Source organism: Weissella koreensis KACC 15510, assembly GCF_000219805.1.
Taxonomy (GTDB): Bacteria; Bacillota; Bacilli; order Lactobacillales; family Lactobacillaceae; genus Weissella; species Weissella koreensis.
Window position 1 is genome coordinate 821486 of the sequence record NC_015759.1, and the last position, 20712, is coordinate 842197.

General features: G+C 33.9%; 17 protein-coding genes and 1 tRNA gene. 11 read left to right on the plus strand and 7 right to left on the minus strand.

What is annotated here, in order from left to right:
- Positions 1–84: 84 nt before the first annotated feature.
- Positions 85–1215, minus strand: a complete 1131-nt coding sequence (locus tag WKK_RS03985) for a polysaccharide pyruvyl transferase family protein (protein ID WP_013989542.1) — start codon at positions 1213–1215, stop codon at positions 85–87.
- 150 nt (positions 1216–1365) lie between these two features.
- Complete coding sequence (locus WKK_RS03990) at positions 1366–2295, minus strand: glycosyltransferase family 2 protein (protein ID WP_013989543.1); 930 nt, start codon at positions 2293–2295, stop codon at positions 1366–1368.
- Between the two features lie 168 nt (positions 2296–2463).
- Between WKK_RS03990 and WKK_RS03995 the strand changes: the two genes are divergently transcribed.
- Positions 2464–4566 carry a hypothetical protein gene (locus WKK_RS03995; RefSeq protein WP_013989544.1) on the plus strand — a complete coding sequence of 701 codons (2103 nt, stop codon included), beginning with the start codon at positions 2464–2466 and terminating at the stop codon, positions 4564–4566.
- Between the two features lies 1 nt (position 4567).
- Entirely contained in the window at positions 4568–5518 is a 951-nt protein-coding gene (locus tag WKK_RS04000; RefSeq protein ID WP_013989545.1) for a glycosyltransferase family 2 protein, read from the plus strand.
- A gap of 419 nt (positions 5519–5937) precedes the next feature.
- Here the strand turns inward: WKK_RS04000 and WKK_RS07005 are convergent, their stop codons facing one another.
- From WKK_RS07005 to WKK_RS04025, 5 genes are all read right to left on the minus strand, one after another.
- On the minus strand, positions 5938–8004 hold the full coding sequence (locus WKK_RS07005; protein ID WP_013989546.1) for a glycoside hydrolase family 73 protein: 2067 nt from the start codon (positions 8002–8004) through the stop codon (positions 5938–5940).
- Between the two features lie 319 nt (positions 8005–8323).
- Positions 8324–8396 (minus strand) — tRNA-Lys (locus WKK_RS04010).
- A gap of 83 nt (positions 8397–8479) precedes the next feature.
- On the minus strand, positions 8480–9718 hold the full coding sequence (locus WKK_RS04015; RefSeq protein WP_013989547.1) for an aminopeptidase: 1239 nt from the start codon (positions 9716–9718) through the stop codon (positions 8480–8482).
- 56 nt (positions 9719–9774) lie between these two features.
- Entirely contained in the window at positions 9775–11625 is a 1851-nt protein-coding gene (locus tag WKK_RS04020) for an FAD/NAD(P)-binding protein (protein ID WP_013989548.1), read from the minus strand.
- Positions 11626–11627: 2 nt separating this feature from the next.
- Positions 11628–12293: an NAD(P)H-hydrate epimerase gene (locus WKK_RS04025; RefSeq protein WP_013989549.1), complete on the minus strand. Its 666-nt coding sequence runs from the start codon at positions 12291–12293 to the stop codon at positions 11628–11630.
- Between the two features lie 140 nt (positions 12294–12433).
- On the opposite strand from WKK_RS04025, the gene WKK_RS04030 reads away from it, so the two are divergent.
- The 9 genes from WKK_RS04030 to WKK_RS04070 all read left to right on the plus strand — a co-directional run bounded on the left by WKK_RS04030 (position 12434) and on the right by WKK_RS04070 (position 20618).
- Positions 12434–12775 carry a hypothetical protein gene (locus WKK_RS04030; RefSeq protein WP_013989550.1) on the plus strand — a complete coding sequence of 114 codons (342 nt, stop codon included), beginning with the start codon at positions 12434–12436 and terminating at the stop codon, positions 12773–12775.
- Positions 12776–12886: 111 nt separating this feature from the next.
- On the plus strand, positions 12887–13579 hold the full coding sequence (locus tag WKK_RS04035) for an MIP/aquaporin family protein (RefSeq protein ID WP_006844837.1): 693 nt from the start codon (positions 12887–12889) through the stop codon (positions 13577–13579).
- A 364-nt stretch (positions 13580–13943) separates the two neighbouring features.
- Entirely contained in the window at positions 13944–14429 is a 486-nt protein-coding gene (locus WKK_RS04040) for a phosphatidylglycerophosphatase A family protein (RefSeq protein ID WP_006844838.1), read from the plus strand.
- A complete protein-coding gene (locus tag WKK_RS04045) occupies positions 14422–15417 on the plus strand; it encodes an asparaginase (protein ID WP_013989551.1) in 996 nt (331 codons plus the stop codon). The genes WKK_RS04040 and WKK_RS04045 overlap by 8 nt, the downstream gene beginning before the upstream one ends.
- Before the next feature lie 60 nt (positions 15418–15477).
- Entirely contained in the window at positions 15478–15819 is a 342-nt protein-coding gene (locus WKK_RS04050) for a YdbC family protein (RefSeq protein ID WP_013989552.1), read from the plus strand.
- Positions 15820–15900: 81 nt separating this feature from the next.
- Entirely contained in the window at positions 15901–16602 is a 702-nt protein-coding gene (locus WKK_RS04055) for a response regulator transcription factor (protein ID WP_006844841.1), read from the plus strand.
- On the plus strand, positions 16599–17798 hold the full coding sequence (locus tag WKK_RS04060; RefSeq protein ID WP_013989553.1) for a sensor histidine kinase: 1200 nt from the start codon (positions 16599–16601) through the stop codon (positions 17796–17798). The genes WKK_RS04055 and WKK_RS04060 overlap by 4 nt, the downstream gene beginning before the upstream one ends.
- Positions 17799–17948: 150 nt before the next feature.
- Entirely contained in the window at positions 17949–18287 is a 339-nt protein-coding gene (locus tag WKK_RS04065; protein WP_006844843.1) for a hypothetical protein, read from the plus strand.
- A 183-nt stretch (positions 18288–18470) separates the two neighbouring features.
- Positions 18471–20618: a cation:proton antiporter gene (locus WKK_RS04070; RefSeq protein ID WP_013989554.1), complete on the plus strand. Its 2148-nt coding sequence runs from the start codon at positions 18471–18473 to the stop codon at positions 20616–20618.
- The last annotated feature ends 94 nt before the right edge of the window (positions 20619–20712 follow it).

Here is a 20712-nt window from a genome sequence, read left to right on the forward strand (position 1 = left end):
GAACGCAAGTAAAAAGCAGTTATTGAGAACCATCAATAGCTGCTTTTTACTTTAGATGCATAAATTGGAAATATTCAAGTTTTATTATTTATTCATACGTGATAATTTGGTCGCGATTTTTAAAGCTATTTGAGGGCCAAATAGCTTGTTACGGCTAGGTGTTATATTAAAAGTCGGATCATTTTCAATCAATTGCCATCCAGTGCCTAGCTCTAAGAGAGATTGTTGTTTGGTTTGATAGTATTGATCTGATTCTATAAAAATGCTGCCTTTAACCTTTAAAATGCTGCCAATTAAGTGAGCATGAAACCTAGAAACTATCCATTCTTGATCTTTTTTATATGGTATTCCCTTTGTCCAAATGTCCCAAAAGCCAAAAAAGGTTAGTCTTTGTTTAATAGTCGGAATTGCGTTTAGATATGGTTCAAAGAACAACCAGTTATCGATTGGGACCATAAATTCTAAAATGCCGATGGTTTTATTTTTATTTTTTTCGGTCTCTAAATATTGAATTAACTGATTTAAGAATACTTTCAATTTTTCTTGGTCATTAATGGGCTTTAAAACCAATAAAATGTCAGGATTATCTTTTTGGTCATCAATTCGTAGGGCGTTTAATTTATGCGACATGAAAACATCATCTAACTCTAAAGTTGTACCTTTAATTTTAGCGCTCTCTTTGTCGCGGACACCGACGTAATTGAATTTTGATAAATAGTTGGTTTCTAATTCTATTTTGTAATTATTCGAAATTGGGGTTAAACCTAGCCCATGGGTGATTAATTTCAGCCTAGGGTTAAGAGATTTAAGGTAGGTTAGAATAGGGAAAAATAAATAAGTTCGATTAAATTCAGGGCGATCAGTTGTAAAATATCCGCCACCTAATAGATGTATTTCATCAGCCGATTTAATGTTTTCAATTCCCATGAAATCTCTGGGTGCATCACCTTCAAGTAAATGAATCAATGTATCAAGATCTTCTAAAGTTGCCCCGGCATCGTCGCCTGCGTAAATTAGATTCCAAATAGTATCAACAAAGTTAATATTAGGAAATTCATCTTTGAATAGTAGGCTGGAACGAGCTGGAAATGGAACATCTAAAGTGATTTGATCATGAGCATGATTTTTCTTAAAGAAAGCTAACCAATTTCGAACAATTTGCTCATCTCCAAAGTTGGGATAGCCGGCTGTGGAAATTAAATAGTAGTGTTTCATACGTTTGGTCCTTTAGGATTGATATAAATAAAAGCAATACAAGTATATATATTATCTGGTTAAAAGTAATGATTTATTAAAAATAATGGATATGCGAATTAATTAAAATACGCTTGATCGAAACTAAATAGATTGATAGATTTTTATTAATTATTTTATTTTACGGGCTAAATAAATAGGCCGTTTTTTAACTTCCAGATATATATTTGAAATATAACGACCGATGATGCCTAAACTTAGGAGTTGTACACCCGAAACCATAAGTAAAATAACAACCATTGAAGTCCACCCGTTAATTGCAGCACCAGGATCTATGAAATGTCTAACAAATAGTATAATGATAAAAATTAAAGCTATAAAGAACGAAATAAATCCCATAAAAAATGAAAGCATGAGTGGAGCTTGAGAAAAGCTCACAATACCTTCAATTGAGTATTTGATTAGGCTCCAAACAGACCAAGAAGTCTTCCCAGCCACACGGTTAATATTTTCATATTCAATATATTTTTGCTTAAATCCGACCCAAGAAAAGAGGCCTTTTGAAAAACGATTATATTCTTGCATTGATAAAATTGAATCAACCATTTGTCTAGTCATAATTCTGTAGTCACGTGCACCTTCAACGATATGGGTATTAGATATTTTATTTATGATAGTATAAAAATATGAAGAAAAAAAGTTTAGTATACGATGCTTTTTATCTCTAGAAATGCGTTTGGTACCAACTGAATCGAAATCACCAGATTCAATGGTCCTTAACATTTCGGGAATTAGTTCAGGTGGATCTTGTAAGTCAACATCCATTAAAATAACGAATTTACCAGTGGAATGTTGTAAGCCGGCATATATGGCAGATTCTTTTCCAAAGTTACGAGAAAATTCAATAAAGTGAACATTAGGAAAAGATTGATGTAATTCTTCAAGAATTTTTATTGTGGTATCAGTTGACCCGTCATCAATAAACCAGTACTCAAATTCATATTGTGGAATTTTGGCACTTATTTTTTCTAAAGTTTCAAAACAAATATTAATAGTTTCTTGTTCATTTAGAACAGGAATGACAATGGATAATTTTTCCATTTATGAGCCTTCTTTCTCAAATCAAGATAATAGAGTTAAGTTAGCCAATAATAGAGGTAGCTAACACAACATTGGGTGTTTATTAATGGTATAATTAATTTTCGAGATGATAGTCTTATTCTTTCATTTTAAAAAATTAAATTAAAATAAACACGTAAGGAATAAAAAATGTTAACTAATAATAAGGTCATTAATGTAATATTTTTGGGTAGTGGGATTTTAACATTATTAGTACTTATTGCGGCGTCCACAATAAGCCAACCTATAAATTTAGCTAATAATTTAACTCCCGATTTGATGAATTCTTTTTATAGAATTGGTGCAAGTATAGCACTTTTATCTATTATTACATTTTTGATCAATAAGATACAGTCAATGTCTAAGGCTAAATTTTGGTCAATGATAGGTATAATATTTGTAATACAAGTGATGTTTATAATAGTTTTTATAAGATCATTAACAACTGATACTGCTTATGTTTTTAATCAAGCTGAGCAATTAGCAAATGGTAATTATGATTGGTTAAAGTACTTTAAGATATACCCAAATAATGTAATGATATCAGCATTTTGGATGCTTTTTTATAAATTGTTTAATTTTTTACATATAACCAATCATTATCTTGGAGCTGTTTTAGTTCAGACAATTATATATGATTTTGGAATAGTATTTGCCTATAATCAATTGAAAATAATACCTAAGTTTCATAGTAAGTGGTTCCTATTAATTGGATTTGCATATTTTCCTCTATGGTTGTTCAATTTATTCATCTATAACGATATTATTGGATTATCAATATTATTAATATGTATTGGATTTTTTACTAAATTTTTATATGGAAAAGGGTCGAATTTAAGAAAGTATTGCTACTTCTTTATGTCTATCTTGGCACTGACGTTTGGAATTGTGCTTAGACAAAATTTGATGATTGTCCTAATAGCTTTGTTAATTACTATCATTTTTGTAATTAAAAAAACAGCTAAGCAGAAATTAATATTATTATTAATTACTTTTGGCCTTTTTGGAGCTATGAATATTGGAAGTAAATCAATTCAGAAACAACTTAATTTTGAAACAGATAATCAGACCATGATGCCAACAGTATCATGGATTAACATGGGTCTGAATGTTCATTCCGCAGGGCAAAGTGATGTTTATGACACATGGAATTGGTATTCTATTGATGAGCCTGAGCGCACTAAGGAATTAAAGGACTCGATTAAATATAGATTAGATACAACTCCTAAAATCGATTTAATAAAACTATTTTGGCATAAGGCGAGAATAACATTTACCGCTGGATTACCTTTAATGGATTTTAAAGATGTTAGAAGTGATGTGTTTTCTATTAATGCTCCTAGGTTTTTTTATGTATTGGCGCAAATTGCACAGCCAATTTATATAACCCTATTCATATTGGCATTATTAAGTATTATGCAAAATGTCAAAATAATAAAAGAACTTAGTCCAATTGTGGTGTTTAGTATATTATCAATTGTTGGGATATTCCTTTTCCACGTATTATTATGGGAATCGCGAGATCGATATGGAATTGTAATATTACCGTTTATATTTGTACTCGCTAGTATGACTGATTTTAGTGGATTTTCATTAATTTATAAAAAGAAAATGCTTGCTTGGATTATCGGAATAATTGGAACTTTATTATTAATAGTTGGTGGTGTTACTAATATTAACGCCATAAAAAATAAACAAGTAATTAATAGAGAGACAAGCAGATTAACCTATTCCGACTACACATATTCTCATCCAATAAAATTATACAAAAATACAGAATATAAGTTTAAATTTGAAGTTGATAATTATTCTAATGTATTGTTTGCTTCAATAAAAGATAGTGAATTAACACGGAATGAGTTAAAGAAAATAAACATAAATATATATAGTAAAAATAATCGTATTATTAAAACTAATGCTAATGTAGATAATAGATATAAAGTAAAATTGAAGCCTGGATCATATGTCATGAAAATTGATAATAAAAATAATCATGATATTCCCAATTCTAGATTATTTGTTTATTCAAATAAAAACATAAAGTGGCCAGATGACACAACAGTTCAAAAAAACAATAAAAATGACTATAGTATAGAGCCAACTTTATCGATTTTTGAACAGAACAAACAAACACTTATTTCATCATATTGGTATGTGTTCATCTTTGTTATTTATTTAGCGTTGCTATTTTTTGGAATAGGGATTGGATTGAATAAATTAACAAACAATAATGAACTATATTTGGAGGATTAAAATGAATTTAAAAAAATTAGCAATTATTTTGCCTGCGTATAATGAAGAGCCTGTAATCAAAAAAACTACTAAAATTTTACTGGAAATTCTTAATAAAATGAATGATAAAAAGTTAGTTAGTCCTGATAGTTTTATCATGTATGTAGATGATGGTAGTAAAGATCAAACGTGGAATTTAACTCAAGAATTACATGCAGAAGATAACCGAGTTAAAGGTATTAAATTTAGCCGTAATTTTGGGCATCAAAATGCATTAATTGCTGGTATGACGGAATTAACGGGAACAGATGTGGATTACGTGGTCACAATTGACGCGGATTTACAGGATAATCCTGAATCCATTATTGAGATGGTTGAATTAGCTATCTCTGGTAAAAATATTGTCTATGGTGTGAGAAACGACCGGACTTCTGATTCTTGGTTTAAGCGAGTTTCAGCTCAGAGTTTTTATAAGGTTATGAATTGGCTAGGTGTTCAAACTATTCCAAATCATGCAGATTTTCGATTAGTTGATCAAAAAATCCTAGAAGTTTTTAGTCAATATGAAGAAAGAGATATGTTTTTGAGGGGAATCTTCCCAACAATAGGATTTGAATCGGCTAATGTTTACTATGCTCGTGCAGAGCGTGAAGCGGGCGAGACTAAATATCCATTAAAGAAGATGTTATCTTTTGCTTTAGATGGTATTACTTCATTTTCAGTTCGACCTATTGAAATGGTTAGAAATCTAGGTATTTTTATGTTAACTGTTAGTGGTTTGTTCTTGATATACACATTGATAGCATATTTTACTGGCCATACAGAAGCAGGTTGGCCTATGTTGATGGTTTCAGTTTGGATAATAGGCGGGTTACAGTTATTAGCCATTGGAGTTATTGGTGAATATATTAGTAAAATATTCTTAGAGATTAAACATCGTCCACGTTACGTAATCGATAAGGAATTAAAGTAGGTTATTATGCTTAAAAAAATGATAACGATACAGATGAAACTAAATCAATGTCTGAAACACGTTAGACCAGTAGTATAATAAAAAATTAAATAAAAAATTTAGCAGATCATTGCTAATGAATAAAGCCCTATGAGTTAGATTTAATCCAACCCATGGGGCTTTTTATGTTTTAAAAAGAAACGCAATCGGTGTAAGGAACACAATAATGGTAAATTTATCCTAGATCTTAAAGTAGTAGGCACATGATGAATATAAATTTATCTATAAAAGATTATATTTGCTATTTTGCTATTATGATAATAAACGAATAAAAAACGGACGGAAAATATCCGGTATAATACCGAAAACTTTCCGTCCAATTTTCGTCTAAAACTTAATTCCTGTTTATGGAATTAAGTTAATAACTTTACTTATTTAAATTAATTATTTTTTGAACTAGCGTTAATATCTGTGGGATTTATATCGGACATAATTGAACTAGATGAACTAGATGAACTAGATGAACTAGATGAACTAGATGAACTAGATGAACTAGATGAACTAGATGAACTAGCATTATTTTCATTATTTAAAGAGTGTTGTGCAATAACATTAGCGGTTAGATCTTGTTCCGCCATATAGTAGTGTTGGATTCCATTCCCAAAGTCGACAAAGTATTCAAAATGAGAATTGCTATAATTCTTAGGTGTTACTTTTTTAACTGTTCCAACCATGCCACGGCGATTCACGATTGAAAAGCCATTTGTTTCATAACTAGCGGTGTTTAAAACTTGAACTCGTTGACCAACTTTAAATTTAGCTTGGTTTTGAACAATATTAGCGGTTAAATCTTGTTCCGCCATGTAGTAGTGTTGAATTCCATTCCCAAAGTCGACAAAGTATTCAAAGTGGGAATTACTATAATTCTTAGGTGTTACTTTTTTAACCGTTCCAACCATGCCACGACGATTTACGATTGAAAAGCCATTCGTTTCATAAATGGCAGTATTTAGAACTTGAACTCGTTGACCAACTTTAAATTTAGCTTGGTTTTGAACAATATTAGCGGTTAGATCTTGTTCCGCCATATAGTAGTGTTGAATTCCATTTCCAAAGTCCACAAAGTATTCAAAATGAGAATTACTATAATTCTTAGGTGTTACCTTTTTAACCGTTCCAACCATGCCACGACGATTCACGATTGAAAAGCCATTTGTTTCATAACTAGCAGTGTTTAGAACTTGAACTTGTTGACCAACTTTAAATTTAGCTTGGTTTTGAACAATATTAGCAGTTAAATCTTGTTCCGCCATATAGTAGTGTTGGATTCCATTCCCAAAGTCGACAAAGTATTCAAAATGAGAATTACTATAATTCTTAGGCGTCACCTTTTTAATCGTTCCAATCATGCTACGACGGTTCACGATTGAAAAACCATTTGTTTCATAACTAGCGGTGTTTAGAACTTGAACTCGTTGTCCAACTTTAAATTTAGCTTTATATTGGACAATATTAGCGGTTAAGTCTTGTTCAGCAACATGGTCATTATGGGTTCCATCGCTGTAACTAATATAATATTCATAGTGGGAGCTACTATAATTCTTAATTTTAACTGATTTAATGGTTCCAACTGCTCCACGTCGATTTTGAAGTTGATAACCGTTTGTTTCGTAACTGGCATTAGAGGTAACTTGGACTTTTTGTCCTGTTTTAAATTTAGCTGCGGGAGCTGACTTTAAATTTTGTTCCATAATTTTATCATCATGAGTTCCATCACCATAATCAACAGAATAGGTATAACCTGAATTTGAGGTGCTTGTAGATTTAACGGTTCCAACCCAGTTGAGATGCCTGCGTAAATTATAGTTATTAGCCTGATTTGCGGTATTGCTAATTTGAATTTGTTGCCCGACTTTGTATTTAGCAGGTGTAACATTATCAACAACTTTATCAAATTTATTATATTGAATAATGTTAATCAGTTTTGAACCATAGCCTGGATCAGTAGCGTATTTACCATTCAAAGCATTGGCTGCAGCCTGATATGACTTTGCGTTTTCTTTCCAAGATCCAGAATAGAAAGCATGGTTCCATGAAGTCCCATTTCGAATCAAACTTCCATTATCATTCATAGATTCGGTTGGTGATGGATATTTTCTAAATTGAGCATCTACATAATAAATGTTACCATTCCCATCATATTCAGCTGTCCGCATCGTGACAGATTGTCCATTATAGGTTCCTTTGATTCCAAAATAATTATTGGCTTGTGTAGCAAGGGTTGATTGCCCCCAGCCTGATTCCAAAGCCGCCTGAGCCATCATGACTGAACCCCAAGTGTTATAGCGAGTAGAAGCAGACTTAACGCCTGTTTTAACACGGCTAATAAAATCTTGAACGTTATCAGCTGAAGCAGTTTGTTGATGAGTAATAGTACCAAAAGTACCGATTGTAGTTAATGTGACACCAATTGATTGTAATATAATTTTTTTAGTTGAATCTTCCATCGGAGAACCTTTCTTAAAGAGAACTGAATAGTGTGTAAAAATAATAACTATTTTTGAGATGATACAATATAAGTTTATCAAATTATAGCGTGATTTATTTGTAACAATTAGATGACTAATTATTTTAGGTTGATTGTATTGATTTGAAGAATTAAAATAAGTATCAAATTTTTGTGATGATAATAAGCATCTAGATTGTTTTTTTAATTATAAATGATTTTATGATTCAGAATTGTGAAATTTATGTGAATAGATAAGCTTATAAGGATTAAAGCAAAGAAAAAGCCGTTCCTGAATTTCAGGAACGGCTTTTCATTAGTGGACAGCCAGGGGTTCGAACCCTGGACCTACGGATTAAGAGTCCGTTGCTCTACCAGCTGAGCTAGCTGTCCATATCTGTTCATTGAAGTAACTCAACAACAGATATAATCATACCAAAATATTTTATACAATGCAAGGATTAATTTCAAAAAAATTAAATCCAGTCACCATTTTCAAAAATAGGCGTGATTGTGCCATCATATTTAATACCAACAACGTTCATATCCGCCGATCCCATCATGAAATCAACGTGGATAATTGAAAGGTTTTCACCTTTATTTTGGCGTTGTTCATCAGACATTTGAGTTCCGTTATTAATATTAAATGGATAAGCTGCCCCTAAAGCGAGGTGATTTGATGCATTTTCATCAATCAAAGTATTATAAAAAATAATTCCTGATTGTGAGATGGGCGAGGGATTGGGTACTAGTGAAACCTCGCCCAGAGACTTGGCCCCATCGTCAGATTGGATTAGATGTTGTAAAACATCTGATCCTGAGCTAGCAGTTGCTTTAGTTACTTGGCCGTCCTCGAAAGTTAGTTCAATGTCATTGATTAAAACGCCTCCGTATGAAAGTGGCTTGGTAGCTTTAACAACTCCGTTAATATTACGATAATCAGGTGCCGTAAAGACTTCTTCAGTAGGGAGATTAGCTGTAAAGTAGTTACCTGATTTATCAAAAGAATCAGCCCCTTCCCAAACGTGATCTTGAGCTAATCCAACGGTTAGGTCAGTTTGATTTGAAGTAAAATGTATTTCTTTGAAATTTTCTTGGGTTAACCAAGCAGCTTTAGTTGATAATTTCTTAATATGTTGTTGCCAAGCGACAACCGGATCATTATCTAAAGTGATGCGATTGAATTCAAAAATTTTTCGCCATAATTGTTCTACCGCTTCAGAAATATCAATATCAGGAAAAACTTTATGGGCCCATTTGGGGCTAGAAGCAGCGACAACCACCCATGATAAATCATTATTCATAGTTGCATCCATTACAGGCTTTTTAGCATATGCTAAGGCTTTAGAATAGTTAGCAACATCATTTTGATTCAAATCACCTAGAGCATCTGGATCCTCCGAAATAATACTGATACGTGCAGTATGTTTATCAGCAATTTCCTTTGCGCGAATCGTGGTTGAGGTTGGCACAATTGATAATTTATCGGGATTACTATGCTTAATTAATTCATGGGTTAGATATTGATCATTCCATTCAATTTGAACTTGGGCGGCATTTTTTTGGTAAGCCGCGTCTAGAACAAAATGAGCTAATTTTTGTTGATCAATATCAGCATAGATAATAACATCTTGACCAGGCTGAACATTAACACCAATTGAAATGATTAAGTCAGCGTATTTTTTAAGATAACGATCTAAAGTTAGCGTGTCCATAGTTTCTCCAATTCAAAAATATATATTAATTTAAACAAAATAACGAAAGTTAATTTTTATAATTTGGCAAAAATTGTATTAGCAATATTTTCTGCATCTTGCAAAATTTTGTCATGAACGTTTGGCCGTGGTGAAAAAGTAGTAAACCATGACCAACCTTCAGTGGGAACGCCCCACATTCTTAATCCAGGTATTTCTTGGTTTTGTTGATTAACTAAGGTCATATTGGTTCGATTAATTACCGCACCGCCGACTTCAAACGGTGTACCATCAGCTTCCTGATAAGTTTTAGTGCTGATTAATTGGTCTTTAACTAAGTTTTGAACTAATGGATTAGTACTAGTGTTCATATTAATTCCGTGTAGACGAGCTTCTACCAGTTGAGTGGCAGGATACTGGTTACCAAAGACATCATTGGCAATAAATTGATTGTGTTGCGTTGTAACTTTAATTTGAGGACCCGTAATTGTTAAAATTCCAGCTTGCATTAAGGCGTGCATTTGCTCAACTCGTAAAACAGGCGGTCCAACTGAAATAATATTATTAAATGGATTAAATTCACGCAAGAATTTAGGGTATTCCTGATCATTTAGATAATTTGTGAGGACATAGTGCCGTATAACACTGCGAATATCACGTAAAATATCAAAAGCCCCAGCATAAGGTGCATCAACATTACCTTGTTTAGCATCATTAATATCCCACTTTAAATATGAAATGAAGGCGTCTTGATAATTTTCGGCAGTCGCATCAGTAAAGGGATGTAAAATTAAATCCCAATCCATGATTAACTCTTCTGGTAAGCCCCATTCATGTGCCGTAGTATCAATATCATTAGAATTTGCTAAAGCATCCAAAAATTCTTTGGCATTAAAAGGCCAAGTTACAGCTAAATCACTAATAATATTTAAATAGTGTTTATAACTAATTTCTTTTTTAATCAATTTCATAAAAAAGTCAAAAGTAACTTCACCATTATGCTTTTCCGCAAAATGATCTAAAGTTGCGGGAGTAAAGAAGCGAGGTTGATAACCGTTTCCACTGATTTTTTGATTGGTACCACGGGCGTGCAAAGGAATACCATGACGAGATCCAGCAATTATTTTAGGTTCTTGTCCGGATGGTTGATAAATCAGTTCCGCAGCTTGGTTGCGAATGAATTTACCACCTCGGCCAATTGTTAATTTGGCAATGTAATCAAAGAAACTGAGTCCTAAACCACGTAAAATAACAGGTTCATTAGATTTAATTTGTTGTAGATTAGCTTCTGAAGGATGACCTGCTGGTACATATGTTAATTGATTATCTTTGGCATAATCAGCTAAATTAATTTCATCAAGACTCTGTGATTGATCTACATGGCCTAAAGCCATGACTACTTCATCCGTGGTGAAACTTTGACCATCTTGGATTGTGATATTAAATTGATTTGAAGCTAACTGATGAACTTCGATCACTGATTGTTGAATGAATTGAATTTGAATGTGTTGTGGCAAATCAGTTAATAGTTGATCATAGAACCATTTAGTGTAGACACCAAAGAGGGCTCGTGAACTAAAACGATTAGGATTAATTTTAGCAATTTCGTCAAAAAAAGATTCGGCATTCATGAAATTGTTTTTTTGAATATATGCGATTCCATATTGCTTGGCCCATTGATAGAAATTGGGACCTAAAATTATGGGAGCGTAAGTTTGAATGGTGTCGTCAGTAAATAGTGTTAACTGAGAAGTGACAGTATTCATTAGAAAATTAGGGTCTTGTTCAACACGCCAAACGCGTCCACCAATACCAAAGGGATCAATGATTTTGATGTTAGTTGGTTGTGAAGATTGATTGGCATGGGCAATTAGACGAGGCAATAAAGCTAGGTTTCGAGGTCCTGCCCCGATTAAAGTAATATTCATTATTAATTCTCCTTAATTTCAGGATTAAATTGATGTAATTCAGCAGGTGAATAAATTCCAATATCTTTTACAAATATTGAGCCAGAACGTTTCACCCCTTCTCCTTGTAATAGTCCCGTTTTAGGGTAAGCAAAAGTCACCGTTGCAGTGGCTCGGATAGAAGATCCCATGATATCACCAGTAGTTGCGTTAATTCCTGATGGAACGTCAATGGCAACAACGGGAACATTAGCAGCGTTCACTCGTTTAATCATTTCACCTAGTTTGATTGGAACTGGCTTTGATAGGCCAATTCCAAATAGAGCATCAACGATAACGGTGTATTGACGAAAGTCTTTGACCTTATTAACAGGGGTTAATCCATATTTTTTAGCAATTTCTAATTGAATGGCATTATTATGTGCAGCTCGATTTTCGTCACCTACAAAAAGCAAATCGACATGGACCCCTTTTTGCATTAATAAACGAGCTAAGGCAACACCATCGCCACCGTTATTACCTAGTCCAGCGATAACTAAAACTTGTGATAAGTCAAATTGACCAGCTCCTAAGACTTCGATTCCAGCCAAAGCGGCGCGTTCCATTAAAACAAGGGACGGAACGCCAATTTCATTAATAGTATATTGATCATATTGTTGCATTTCATGCGCTGTAACTGCGTCTGTCATTTGTAATCTCCTTTTCAATTTAAGATAATAAGTACCATTATACATTAGAATTTTGTTAAAATTATTAATGACCTTAGTTTTATTAATGTATTGTAATAGAATAAATGTTATATTTGTCGACATTGAAAGAAGGGAAGAATATGGATAATATCAATAAGATTCCAGAAACGATGGAAGAAGTGCAAACTCAAGTTGTGATGATGCAACAAGCAGGTTTTGAAGTTGCTGAAGAAGATGTAATTAAAGAATCAATTAAAAACGGTTTCCAATCATTATTGGATGAACGGATGTCAGGACATTACTATACAGTTCATTGGAACCCAGCCTTCACGGGATTAGATGTGATTGGATTTGGCGAAGAACAAATTGGTTTAGTAGAGCCAGCGGAAAATCAGTTGAGTTGGGTGGAACAATTCCGTACCAATGCTGATGCTATGTGGTTTAATTTAGATGAAGCTGCTGGAAAATTAATCGGTCGGTAAAAATACATCAATTTCACTTATAATTTGATGATCCAAGTTAAATTTAAGGTGTATGGTATAATATATTTTTAAGAGCTATTATATTTTTAATATTAAAAGGGGGATTTTTAAATGCGTAAATATATTGCAGAGTTTATTGGAACCATGATTCTGGTTACTTTTGGTACTGGTAGTGTTGTCTTTGGAGGAACTTCATTTGGAGCAATGCCAATTGCCTTGGCCTTTGGTTTTGCCGTAATCGTTGGAGCCTACGCCTTTGGTAATATTTCAGGAGCACACTTCAATCCAGCTATTTCTTTGGGAATGGCAATCAACAAGCGGATTACTTGGCGCGACTTCCTTGGTTACATTGTGGCCCAAATCTTAGGTGCCTTTGTTGGTTCAGGTATTGTAGTTTCATTGATGTCATCATTGAGTGCTACGAAGAGCCAAATGGTTATGACTGGTTTGGGAGCTACTAATTTCCAATCACCAATTACTGTTTTGGGAGCTACTTGGATTGAATTCATTTTGACATTTATCTTTGTCTTGGCAATTATGGCAATCACTGCTCCCAAGAATGAATTGGGACAACAATTTGCCCCAATCGCAATTGGGTTGACTTTGACTGGATTAATCGTCTTAGGTGTTGGTTTGACTGGAGCTGGTTTGAACCCCGCTCGTTCATTGGCACCAGCTGTTATCTTGGCCTTCATGGGAAGTACTGGAGCCTTGACTAACATGGCTGCATACATTATCGGCCCATTGGCTGGTGGAGCACTTGCTGCTGTTGCTGCAAAGTACTTACTAAAGACAGAAGACTAATCATATTAAAATATATATGCTAAAAATTTCTAAGAGAATTAGGGTGTAAGCTTAAAATGTAGAACCTTTAAATTTTAGAATGAATTTATAGAAGTTGAGACAAAAATGTTTCAACTTCTTTTTTATTGAATTTATTAAAAAACATTCGTAGTTGGAAGCCTTAAATGTTGTGGAAACTATGTTCTATAGCCATAGTTAAATTGTAACGCTGGTTAATGCATTTATTTTGATCTAGTTAGCGGTTTAAAATGAACCCTTTAACATTAGTTATTGAATAGCGTTAAATGGTAAAATGAAGTTAATAAATATTTTCAACATGTAAGTTGAAGGTATCGAATAAATGTGAGAACGAGGAGTTAGTAGTATGGACTTAGTTGAGACTGATAATTATCAAGTAGTAGTGGATTTGTTTGAAAAACATGGTGTAAATTTAAAAGATATTGCGGTCTTAGTACAGGCTGGACAAGCCGACTATATACCAGAGCTAACGATCGATGTATCGCTAGATAGTGTAAAACATGTTTTACGTAAAACTGAAGTTCAAGATGCTGTAATGACGGGGATTGCCCTTGATGATTTAGCCGAGGCGGGAGCTTTACCAGAACCTTTAGCATCTCGTATTAAAACTGATCATAAGACCTATGGAACTGATGAAAATATGGTCATGGCTATTTTGGGTGTTTATGGAACGATTTCATGGACTAATTTTGGCTTTTTAGATCGAACTAAACCAGGAGTAATTGGTCAATTAAATGACATTCAAAAAAATGGCGGACGCGTTAATACTTTTATTGACGATTTGGTAGCGGCGGTAGCTGCAGCAGCGGAGGCACGGATAGCACATGAATAAAAAATATTTAGTAATTACGACCGGTGGAACGATTGCATCAGCCGCCACAGAAAAAGGATTGGCTCCTAATATGTCAGCCGATGAATTAATTGCTTTTTTTAAACCAGAACCTGAGGTTGAATTATCAGTTTTAGATTTAATGGCCAAAGATTCAACTAATATGCAGCCTGAAGACTGGATATTGATTGCGCAATCAATCCAGGAACATGCAGAAAATTATGATGGATTCATCATAACGCATGGTACTGATACAATGGCATATACTGCTTCAGCTTTATCATATCTTTTATATGGGTTTGACAAGCCAGTAGTATTAACGGGTTCACAAATTCCATTGGGAATGCAATATACTGATGCAGAATCAAATTTACAAGATGCATTATTATTTATTCATGATACCGAATTAAAGGGTGTCTTTATTGTCTTTAATAGCTTAGCAATGGTGGGGACTAGGGCGGTTAAGACTAAAACTCAAAGTTACGATGCTTTTGAATCAATTAATTATCCCTACGTTGCCCGGATGATGCACGGTAAGGTTAATCAATTATTCCAGCCAGAGCCTGAAACATTGCCACTTCAAACCAATAGTTTGTCCTTAGATACAAATATATTTATGTTAAAAGCCTTTCCTGGCATGACCGTAGATATTTTTGATTATCTGAAGACCCACGCGCATGGTGTGATTATTGAAAGCTTCGGAAATGGCGGATTACCATTTGAACGACGTAACTTATTGCCTGGAATTCAAAGTTTGACGGATGCAGGAATTCCAGTTGTGATTACAACCCAAATTTTGGAAGAGGGACAAGATATATCGTTATATGAAGTGGGTCAACGCGTAGTAGAGGCTGGTGGAATTACAGCTGGTGATATGAATACTGAAGCAATTGTTGCTAAATTAATGTGGGTTTTGGCTTACACGGATGATGTTGAAAAGATCACTAAATTATTGCAAACTTCAGTGGCGCATGACATGGGGTTTGTTTAGAACAGAAATAAACAATAAAGATCGGATAAAAACTTTTCTTGAGGAGAAGGAGGAAAATAAATGGCTGAACGTGGAAAGCTGAAATTTGAGATTATTGAGAAGTTTGGGATATTATCTACCAGTAAATCTGGATGGAACTTAGAATTAAATTTAGTTCAATGGGGAGATAATCAGCCCAAGTTTGATCTTCGCTCTTGGAGCCCTGACCATAATAAAATGGGTAAAGGTGTAGGATTAACACATGATGAATTAAAGCAATTACAGCAGGTTTTACAAAATGTTTTAGGATCTGAAAATAATAATTTGGTGACTAATTTTACACCACATTCTGAAGTAAGTAATTTTGAGGCAGATGATGATTTTGAAAATGATCGCCCGCAAGTAACTCGATTGAGTGATTAATAATGGATTTTATTAGTAAGATAATGAATGTTTTAAGGTTTGATTTGTAAGATAGAAGAAAAACAATTTAGGAGCACAACAATGGGAACTCAATCAGTAAAAATATTAATTATCGAAGACGACAAGGCTTTAAGTGATACGATCAAAATCACAGTGGATAGTTTGGGTGAAACAACTCAAATTTATGATGGTCAAGAAGGGCTCTTTGAAATTTTATCTGGAATATACGATTTAGTCATTTTGGATGTTATGTTACCGGAAATGGATGGCTTTACCGTCTTGAAGCGAGCCCGAGTTGAGTTACCTAAATTGCCAATTTTAATGTTAACAGCCAAAGATGATTTAGAAGATAAAATGCATGGTTTCAATCTTGGTGCAGATGAATATATTACTAAACCCTTCTATAAAGAAGAACTTTTAGTTCGTGCCAAAACTTTATTAAGACATGTTGGTTTAATCGGGGATGAAGGATCTTTGAAAGTTGGAAATGTTGAAATTAGTATTGATAAGCATCAAGTAATGGTGAATGAAGAACAAGTTAATGTTCAGGGGCGTGAATTTGGGCTATTAGTTTATTTAATTCAGCATCAAGATCAAATTGTTACAAAAGATCAAATTTTTGATCGTTTGTGGGGCTTTGATTCTGAGACATCTTTGACGGTGGTCGAGGTGTATATGTCGAATCTACGTAAAAACCTTCGGATTGCTGGCGCAAATTTGCAAATTAAAACCTTACGAAATGTAGGGTACACTTTGAATGTCATTGATGAGGACACTTTATGATCGATAAAGTTACAAACAACGGTTTTTTTAATCGAATGCATCGATTAAGGAAGGCCATGTCAACACAAATGAAGGTAACCATCTTGATCGCAGTCGGCTTTACGGTGGTTTTCGGGGCTGTTGGTTCCTTCATTGGCAGGCAATTTAGAGAAGTGGTTTACAGTAACCCAATTATGCGGGTGAAGCAACCATTTGATTCTAATCAGGCGAATCTATTAAATAGTGGAGAAAATGTAATTAGTAATAGCTACTTACATGGACAAAAAGTATTTTTACCTAAAGAAAATCGAGTATATATTAAATATTTCAACCAAAGTTGGTATATGTTTTATAAACGCGGGACCATGGTTTCATACCAAAATATTGGGGTTGAACATGATATGGTGGAACGCTTTTCAAGTCGTTTATTATTGATTATGGGAACGTCTGAAGTTTTATTATTGCTTATGGCCTTTATTTTAGCTCGTACGAATATGATTCCAATCACGCGCGCATTAAAACAGCAGCGCAGATTTGTGGCGGATGCGGCACATGAATTTAAAACGCCAATGACGGTAATTCAAAATAAATTGGAGACGATGCTTGAACATCCTAATGATTCAGTAATGGATCAAGTAGAAAATGTGGCTAATTCATTGACTGAGGTCAGACATTTAAACAAGTTAACAGCGGATATGTTGAAATTAGCACAGGCTGATGCAGAAGTGACGATGTTTGATTTTAAACCTACTGATTTAGTGGAAATTATTAAGGAAGTCAGTGAAATTTTAGAGATTCAATTTAAGGAAAAAAATCAAAATTTGAATTTTGAAATGCCCGAGGAATTAATTATTGATGGGGATGGTCAAAGGTTAAGGCAATTAATTCTTAATTTAGTTGATAATGCACATAAGTATACAGACGAGAATACAACGATTACTATTCAATTGAAAAAATTACGTAGTACGGCGCGAATTAAAATTATTGATAATGGGGAAGGAATTTCAGCTGAAGATAAAAAACATTTGTTTGATCGTTTTTATCGGGTCGATAAATCACGATCACGAGCAAGTGGCGGTCATGGGTTGGGACTATCTATTGTGCAATGGATTGTAGAAGGGCACGGAGGTAAAATTAATGTTGAAGATACTATTCCGCATGGAACAACCTTTGATATTGCTTTACCATTAAGACATAAAAAACAACCGGATAAGTAAAAATAATAGACAAATATTTGGGTGGTAGTTATACTAATAACACTTAAATGAAGTAATTTAAGTAAAATTAATTGTAAAAAGGTGATTTATATAAATAGTTCTAAGTTGAGAATTGTTGCAATATATAATCAGAAAAGGAAGGTAACATTAATGAGTCGATTTATGCAAGGGATGTTATGGCTGTTGTTGGCATGTGTATTACTTAGTGTGGGTATGCCAGTCTTTCACATCGCATTCGGCGTAATTGGTGTCATATTTAGAATCATAGGTTGGCTAATTTTAATTGGATTAGCAATAGTATTCTTAATTTATTGGTTTTTACGTCGAAAAATCAGGCAAACAATGGAAAATGGTAATCAAGCGAACTATAGCTATTATCAATTCCGTCAAAAAAGTGAAAGAAATAAGCAAAAAAATTCACAAGACATTTATAATAATGATTTTGGACATCCAGGGGTTAAAGATGTTACCCCCGATAATCAAAAATAATCATTTAGAGGCTGAGACAAAATGATCTCGGCCTCTTTGTTATGGAGTTAAAAAAACATTAATTACCGTATTCTAAATTTAATTTGTATAAGTTAAATTGAAAAAATACGCTAGTTTATAGTTTTAAAGGGATTTATCACACTCTTTTATTTTGTTGGAAATAATAAATTGGAGGTATTAGGAGTGTATTATATCGTAGCGTTACTAGTTATTGGGGTGGTAGGAACAAATATTGTTAAACAATTTATTCCTAAAATTCCTGAAGCGTTTATTTTAATTTTAGTTGGTATTTTATTATCATATACCAAAATATTTAACGGATTCGAATTAGAGCCGGAATTTTTTATGGTCGCTATTATTGCGCCTTTGATGTTCGTGGATGGACAAAGACAATCAATTAAAAAAATTCGAGAACGATTTAGTTTGATTTTCGTTTTATCAGTAGTATTGGCAGCTGCAACGGTATTGATCATCGGTCTTATGACTAATTTTATCGAGACGAAGTGGACATTGCCGATGGCGATCGCCTTAGCAGCCATTGTAACGCCAACTGATGCAGTCGCTGTTAAATCAATGACTAGTGGAAGTGAAATGCCTAGTGGGGTTGGTGAGGCCCTAGAGTTAGAATCATTATTTAACGATGCAACAGGACTGGTGATTTTAGATTTAGCCCTATCAGTCCTAGGTAATCAAAATTTGTCAATTATTGGTGGAATTAACCATTTCCTCTTTGTAGCAATTGGTGGAATTTTAATCGGATTGATTGGTGGTTGGCTAATTGTCATGCTACGAGTTAATTTGAATTTTTGGGTTGATCAACCAGAAATTTCAATCATTCCAATCAGTCTTTTGACGCCGTTCGTCATTTATTTAATTGCCGAACATTTTGGTACATCTGGAATCTTGGCGGTAGTAGCTACGGGAATTATTCACAATTGGGAAGCCAATCGATTGCGATTGTCATCAACTCGAGTTCAAGTCAGTCAAAGTATTATCTGGTCAACAATTTCAGAAATACTAAACAGCGTTGTCTTTTTGTTCTTGGGGATTGCATTACCAGATGTCGCACGCAAGTTTTTCAAAATGGATAATTCGACCATTTTACTATTATTAGGCTTAAGCGGTATTATTTATGTAATGATGTTCCTAATTCGTTATATTTGGGCCCAATGGGAGCATGAAGGCTCAGCGCAGATTTTATTTGGGGCAAACAATACAAAACAACATACTTTTTATTCAAAGGTCTTTGCAGTAAGTGGAATTCATGGAACTATGACCTTGGCCATGGCCTTTTCTTTACCTAAAAGAATTGGTGGCGTCGCTTTTCCATACCGTGAAGAATTAATCATTGTTGCTTCAATTGTAATTCTATTTAGTATGTTGGTTAGTGCGATTGTTTTGCCGATATTGTTACCGGTCAAAAAAGAAGATTATACAGCAGAGGAATTAAATCACTTCCGGGGTAAAATGGTCGATTTTGCGATTTTACAAATACGAGGGCAAATTGAAGATCGTTCAGTTCGTGAAGCATTAACTTCACAACTTCTATCGCAAAAAGGTTGGGGTACCGCTAAGCGTGAAGTGGTTACACAATTGTATCAAACTGAAATGATTGATATGAAAGATTTCGTGAGTGATTATATTCATAGTTCTGATGTACGAAGTCGTTATAGTAAACAAACCATCACAATTTATGAAAAGATGGTGGATCGAATTCGAACGAATGGGGATAAGCATTTACACAATAGATTAGGCAAAGTTCAAAGAAAACGGATGCGTCGAAATATTAAACATTTACTCCATGAAATTAAATGGCATGCTCAACAGGATGTGAATGATCAAAGATCTCACTATGATTTTAGTCCAAAACAAAAACGACAAATTAAGCAGAATCGTGCTAAATATGAACAATTCAAAAATTTATCACGTCAAGAAATGCTTGATAATTGGAAAAATATGCAAAATGAGTTACTTGATTTGAACGAAGAAGTTGCCAAACAAACAGATCAAAAAATTAATGGAATTATGGAAGAGCGGCTTCGAACTGGACATGGAGATAATCAATCTATTGATATGGTTCGGAAGAGCATGGAAACATTTTTTAACCGAATTCGTCGTGATTATAAACAAGCGGTAGAAGTGGATAATAATTTATTCTTGCGTGCCTTCCAATATGAATTTACCTTTGTTCAACAAGGCGTTGAAGCTAATAAAATTCCGCAGGCTTTGGCAGCCGAATTATATACTGAAATTAATGATGCGCAAACATTGCAAATTCAACGGGCAGGAGAAATGGAACAGCGATCTGAATTGGTCGGAATTAGCATTTAGCTAACCTTTAGTAAGAAAAGCTTGACGTTATAGCTTAATTCCGTCAAAATAGAGGAAACAAATAAATGAACGACTTTTTGATGGAATAACCCAT

Bases quoted from the DNA above. Each gene is read 5' to 3' on its own strand.
- WKK_RS04065 (WP_006844843.1), top strand. From the start codon at position 17,949: ATGAGTCGATTTATGCAAGGGATGTTATGGCTGTTGTTGGCATGTGTA.
- WKK_RS04025 (WP_013989549.1), bottom strand. From the start codon at position 12,293: ATGACAGACGCAGTTACAGCGCATGAAATGCAACAATATGATCAATAT.
- WKK_RS04030 (WP_013989550.1), top strand. From the start codon at position 12,434: ATGGATAATATCAATAAGATTCCAGAAACGATGGAAGAAGTGCAAACT.
- WKK_RS03985 (WP_013989542.1), bottom strand. From the start codon at position 1,215: ATGAAACACTACTATTTAATTTCCACAGCCGGCTATCCCAACTTTGGA.
- WKK_RS04040 (WP_006844838.1), top strand. From the start codon at position 13,944: ATGGACTTAGTTGAGACTGATAATTATCAAGTAGTAGTGGATTTGTTT.
- WKK_RS04060 (WP_013989553.1), top strand. From the start codon at position 16,599: ATGATCGATAAAGTTACAAACAACGGTTTTTTTAATCGAATGCATCGA.
- WKK_RS04035 (WP_006844837.1), top strand. From the start codon at position 12,887: ATGCGTAAATATATTGCAGAGTTTATTGGAACCATGATTCTGGTTACT.
- WKK_RS04000 (WP_013989545.1), top strand. From the start codon at position 4,568: ATGAATTTAAAAAAATTAGCAATTATTTTGCCTGCGTATAATGAAGAG.
- WKK_RS03990 (WP_013989543.1), bottom strand. From the start codon at position 2,295: ATGGAAAAATTATCCATTGTCATTCCTGTTCTAAATGAACAAGAAACT.
- WKK_RS04055 (WP_006844841.1), top strand. From the start codon at position 15,901: ATGGGAACTCAATCAGTAAAAATATTAATTATCGAAGACGACAAGGCT.
- WKK_RS04020 (WP_013989548.1), bottom strand. From the start codon at position 11,625: ATGAATATTACTTTAATCGGGGCAGGACCTCGAAACCTAGCTTTATTG.
- WKK_RS04045 (WP_013989551.1), top strand. From the start codon at position 14,422: ATGAATAAAAAATATTTAGTAATTACGACCGGTGGAACGATTGCATCA.
- WKK_RS04050 (WP_013989552.1), top strand. From the start codon at position 15,478: ATGGCTGAACGTGGAAAGCTGAAATTTGAGATTATTGAGAAGTTTGGG.
- WKK_RS04015 (WP_013989547.1), bottom strand. From the start codon at position 9,718: ATGGACACGCTAACTTTAGATCGTTATCTTAAAAAATACGCTGACTTA.
- WKK_RS07005 (WP_013989546.1), bottom strand. From the start codon at position 8,004: ATGGAAGATTCAACTAAAAAAATTATATTACAATCAATTGGTGTCACA.
- WKK_RS03995 (WP_013989544.1), top strand. From the start codon at position 2,464: ATGTTAACTAATAATAAGGTCATTAATGTAATATTTTTGGGTAGTGGG.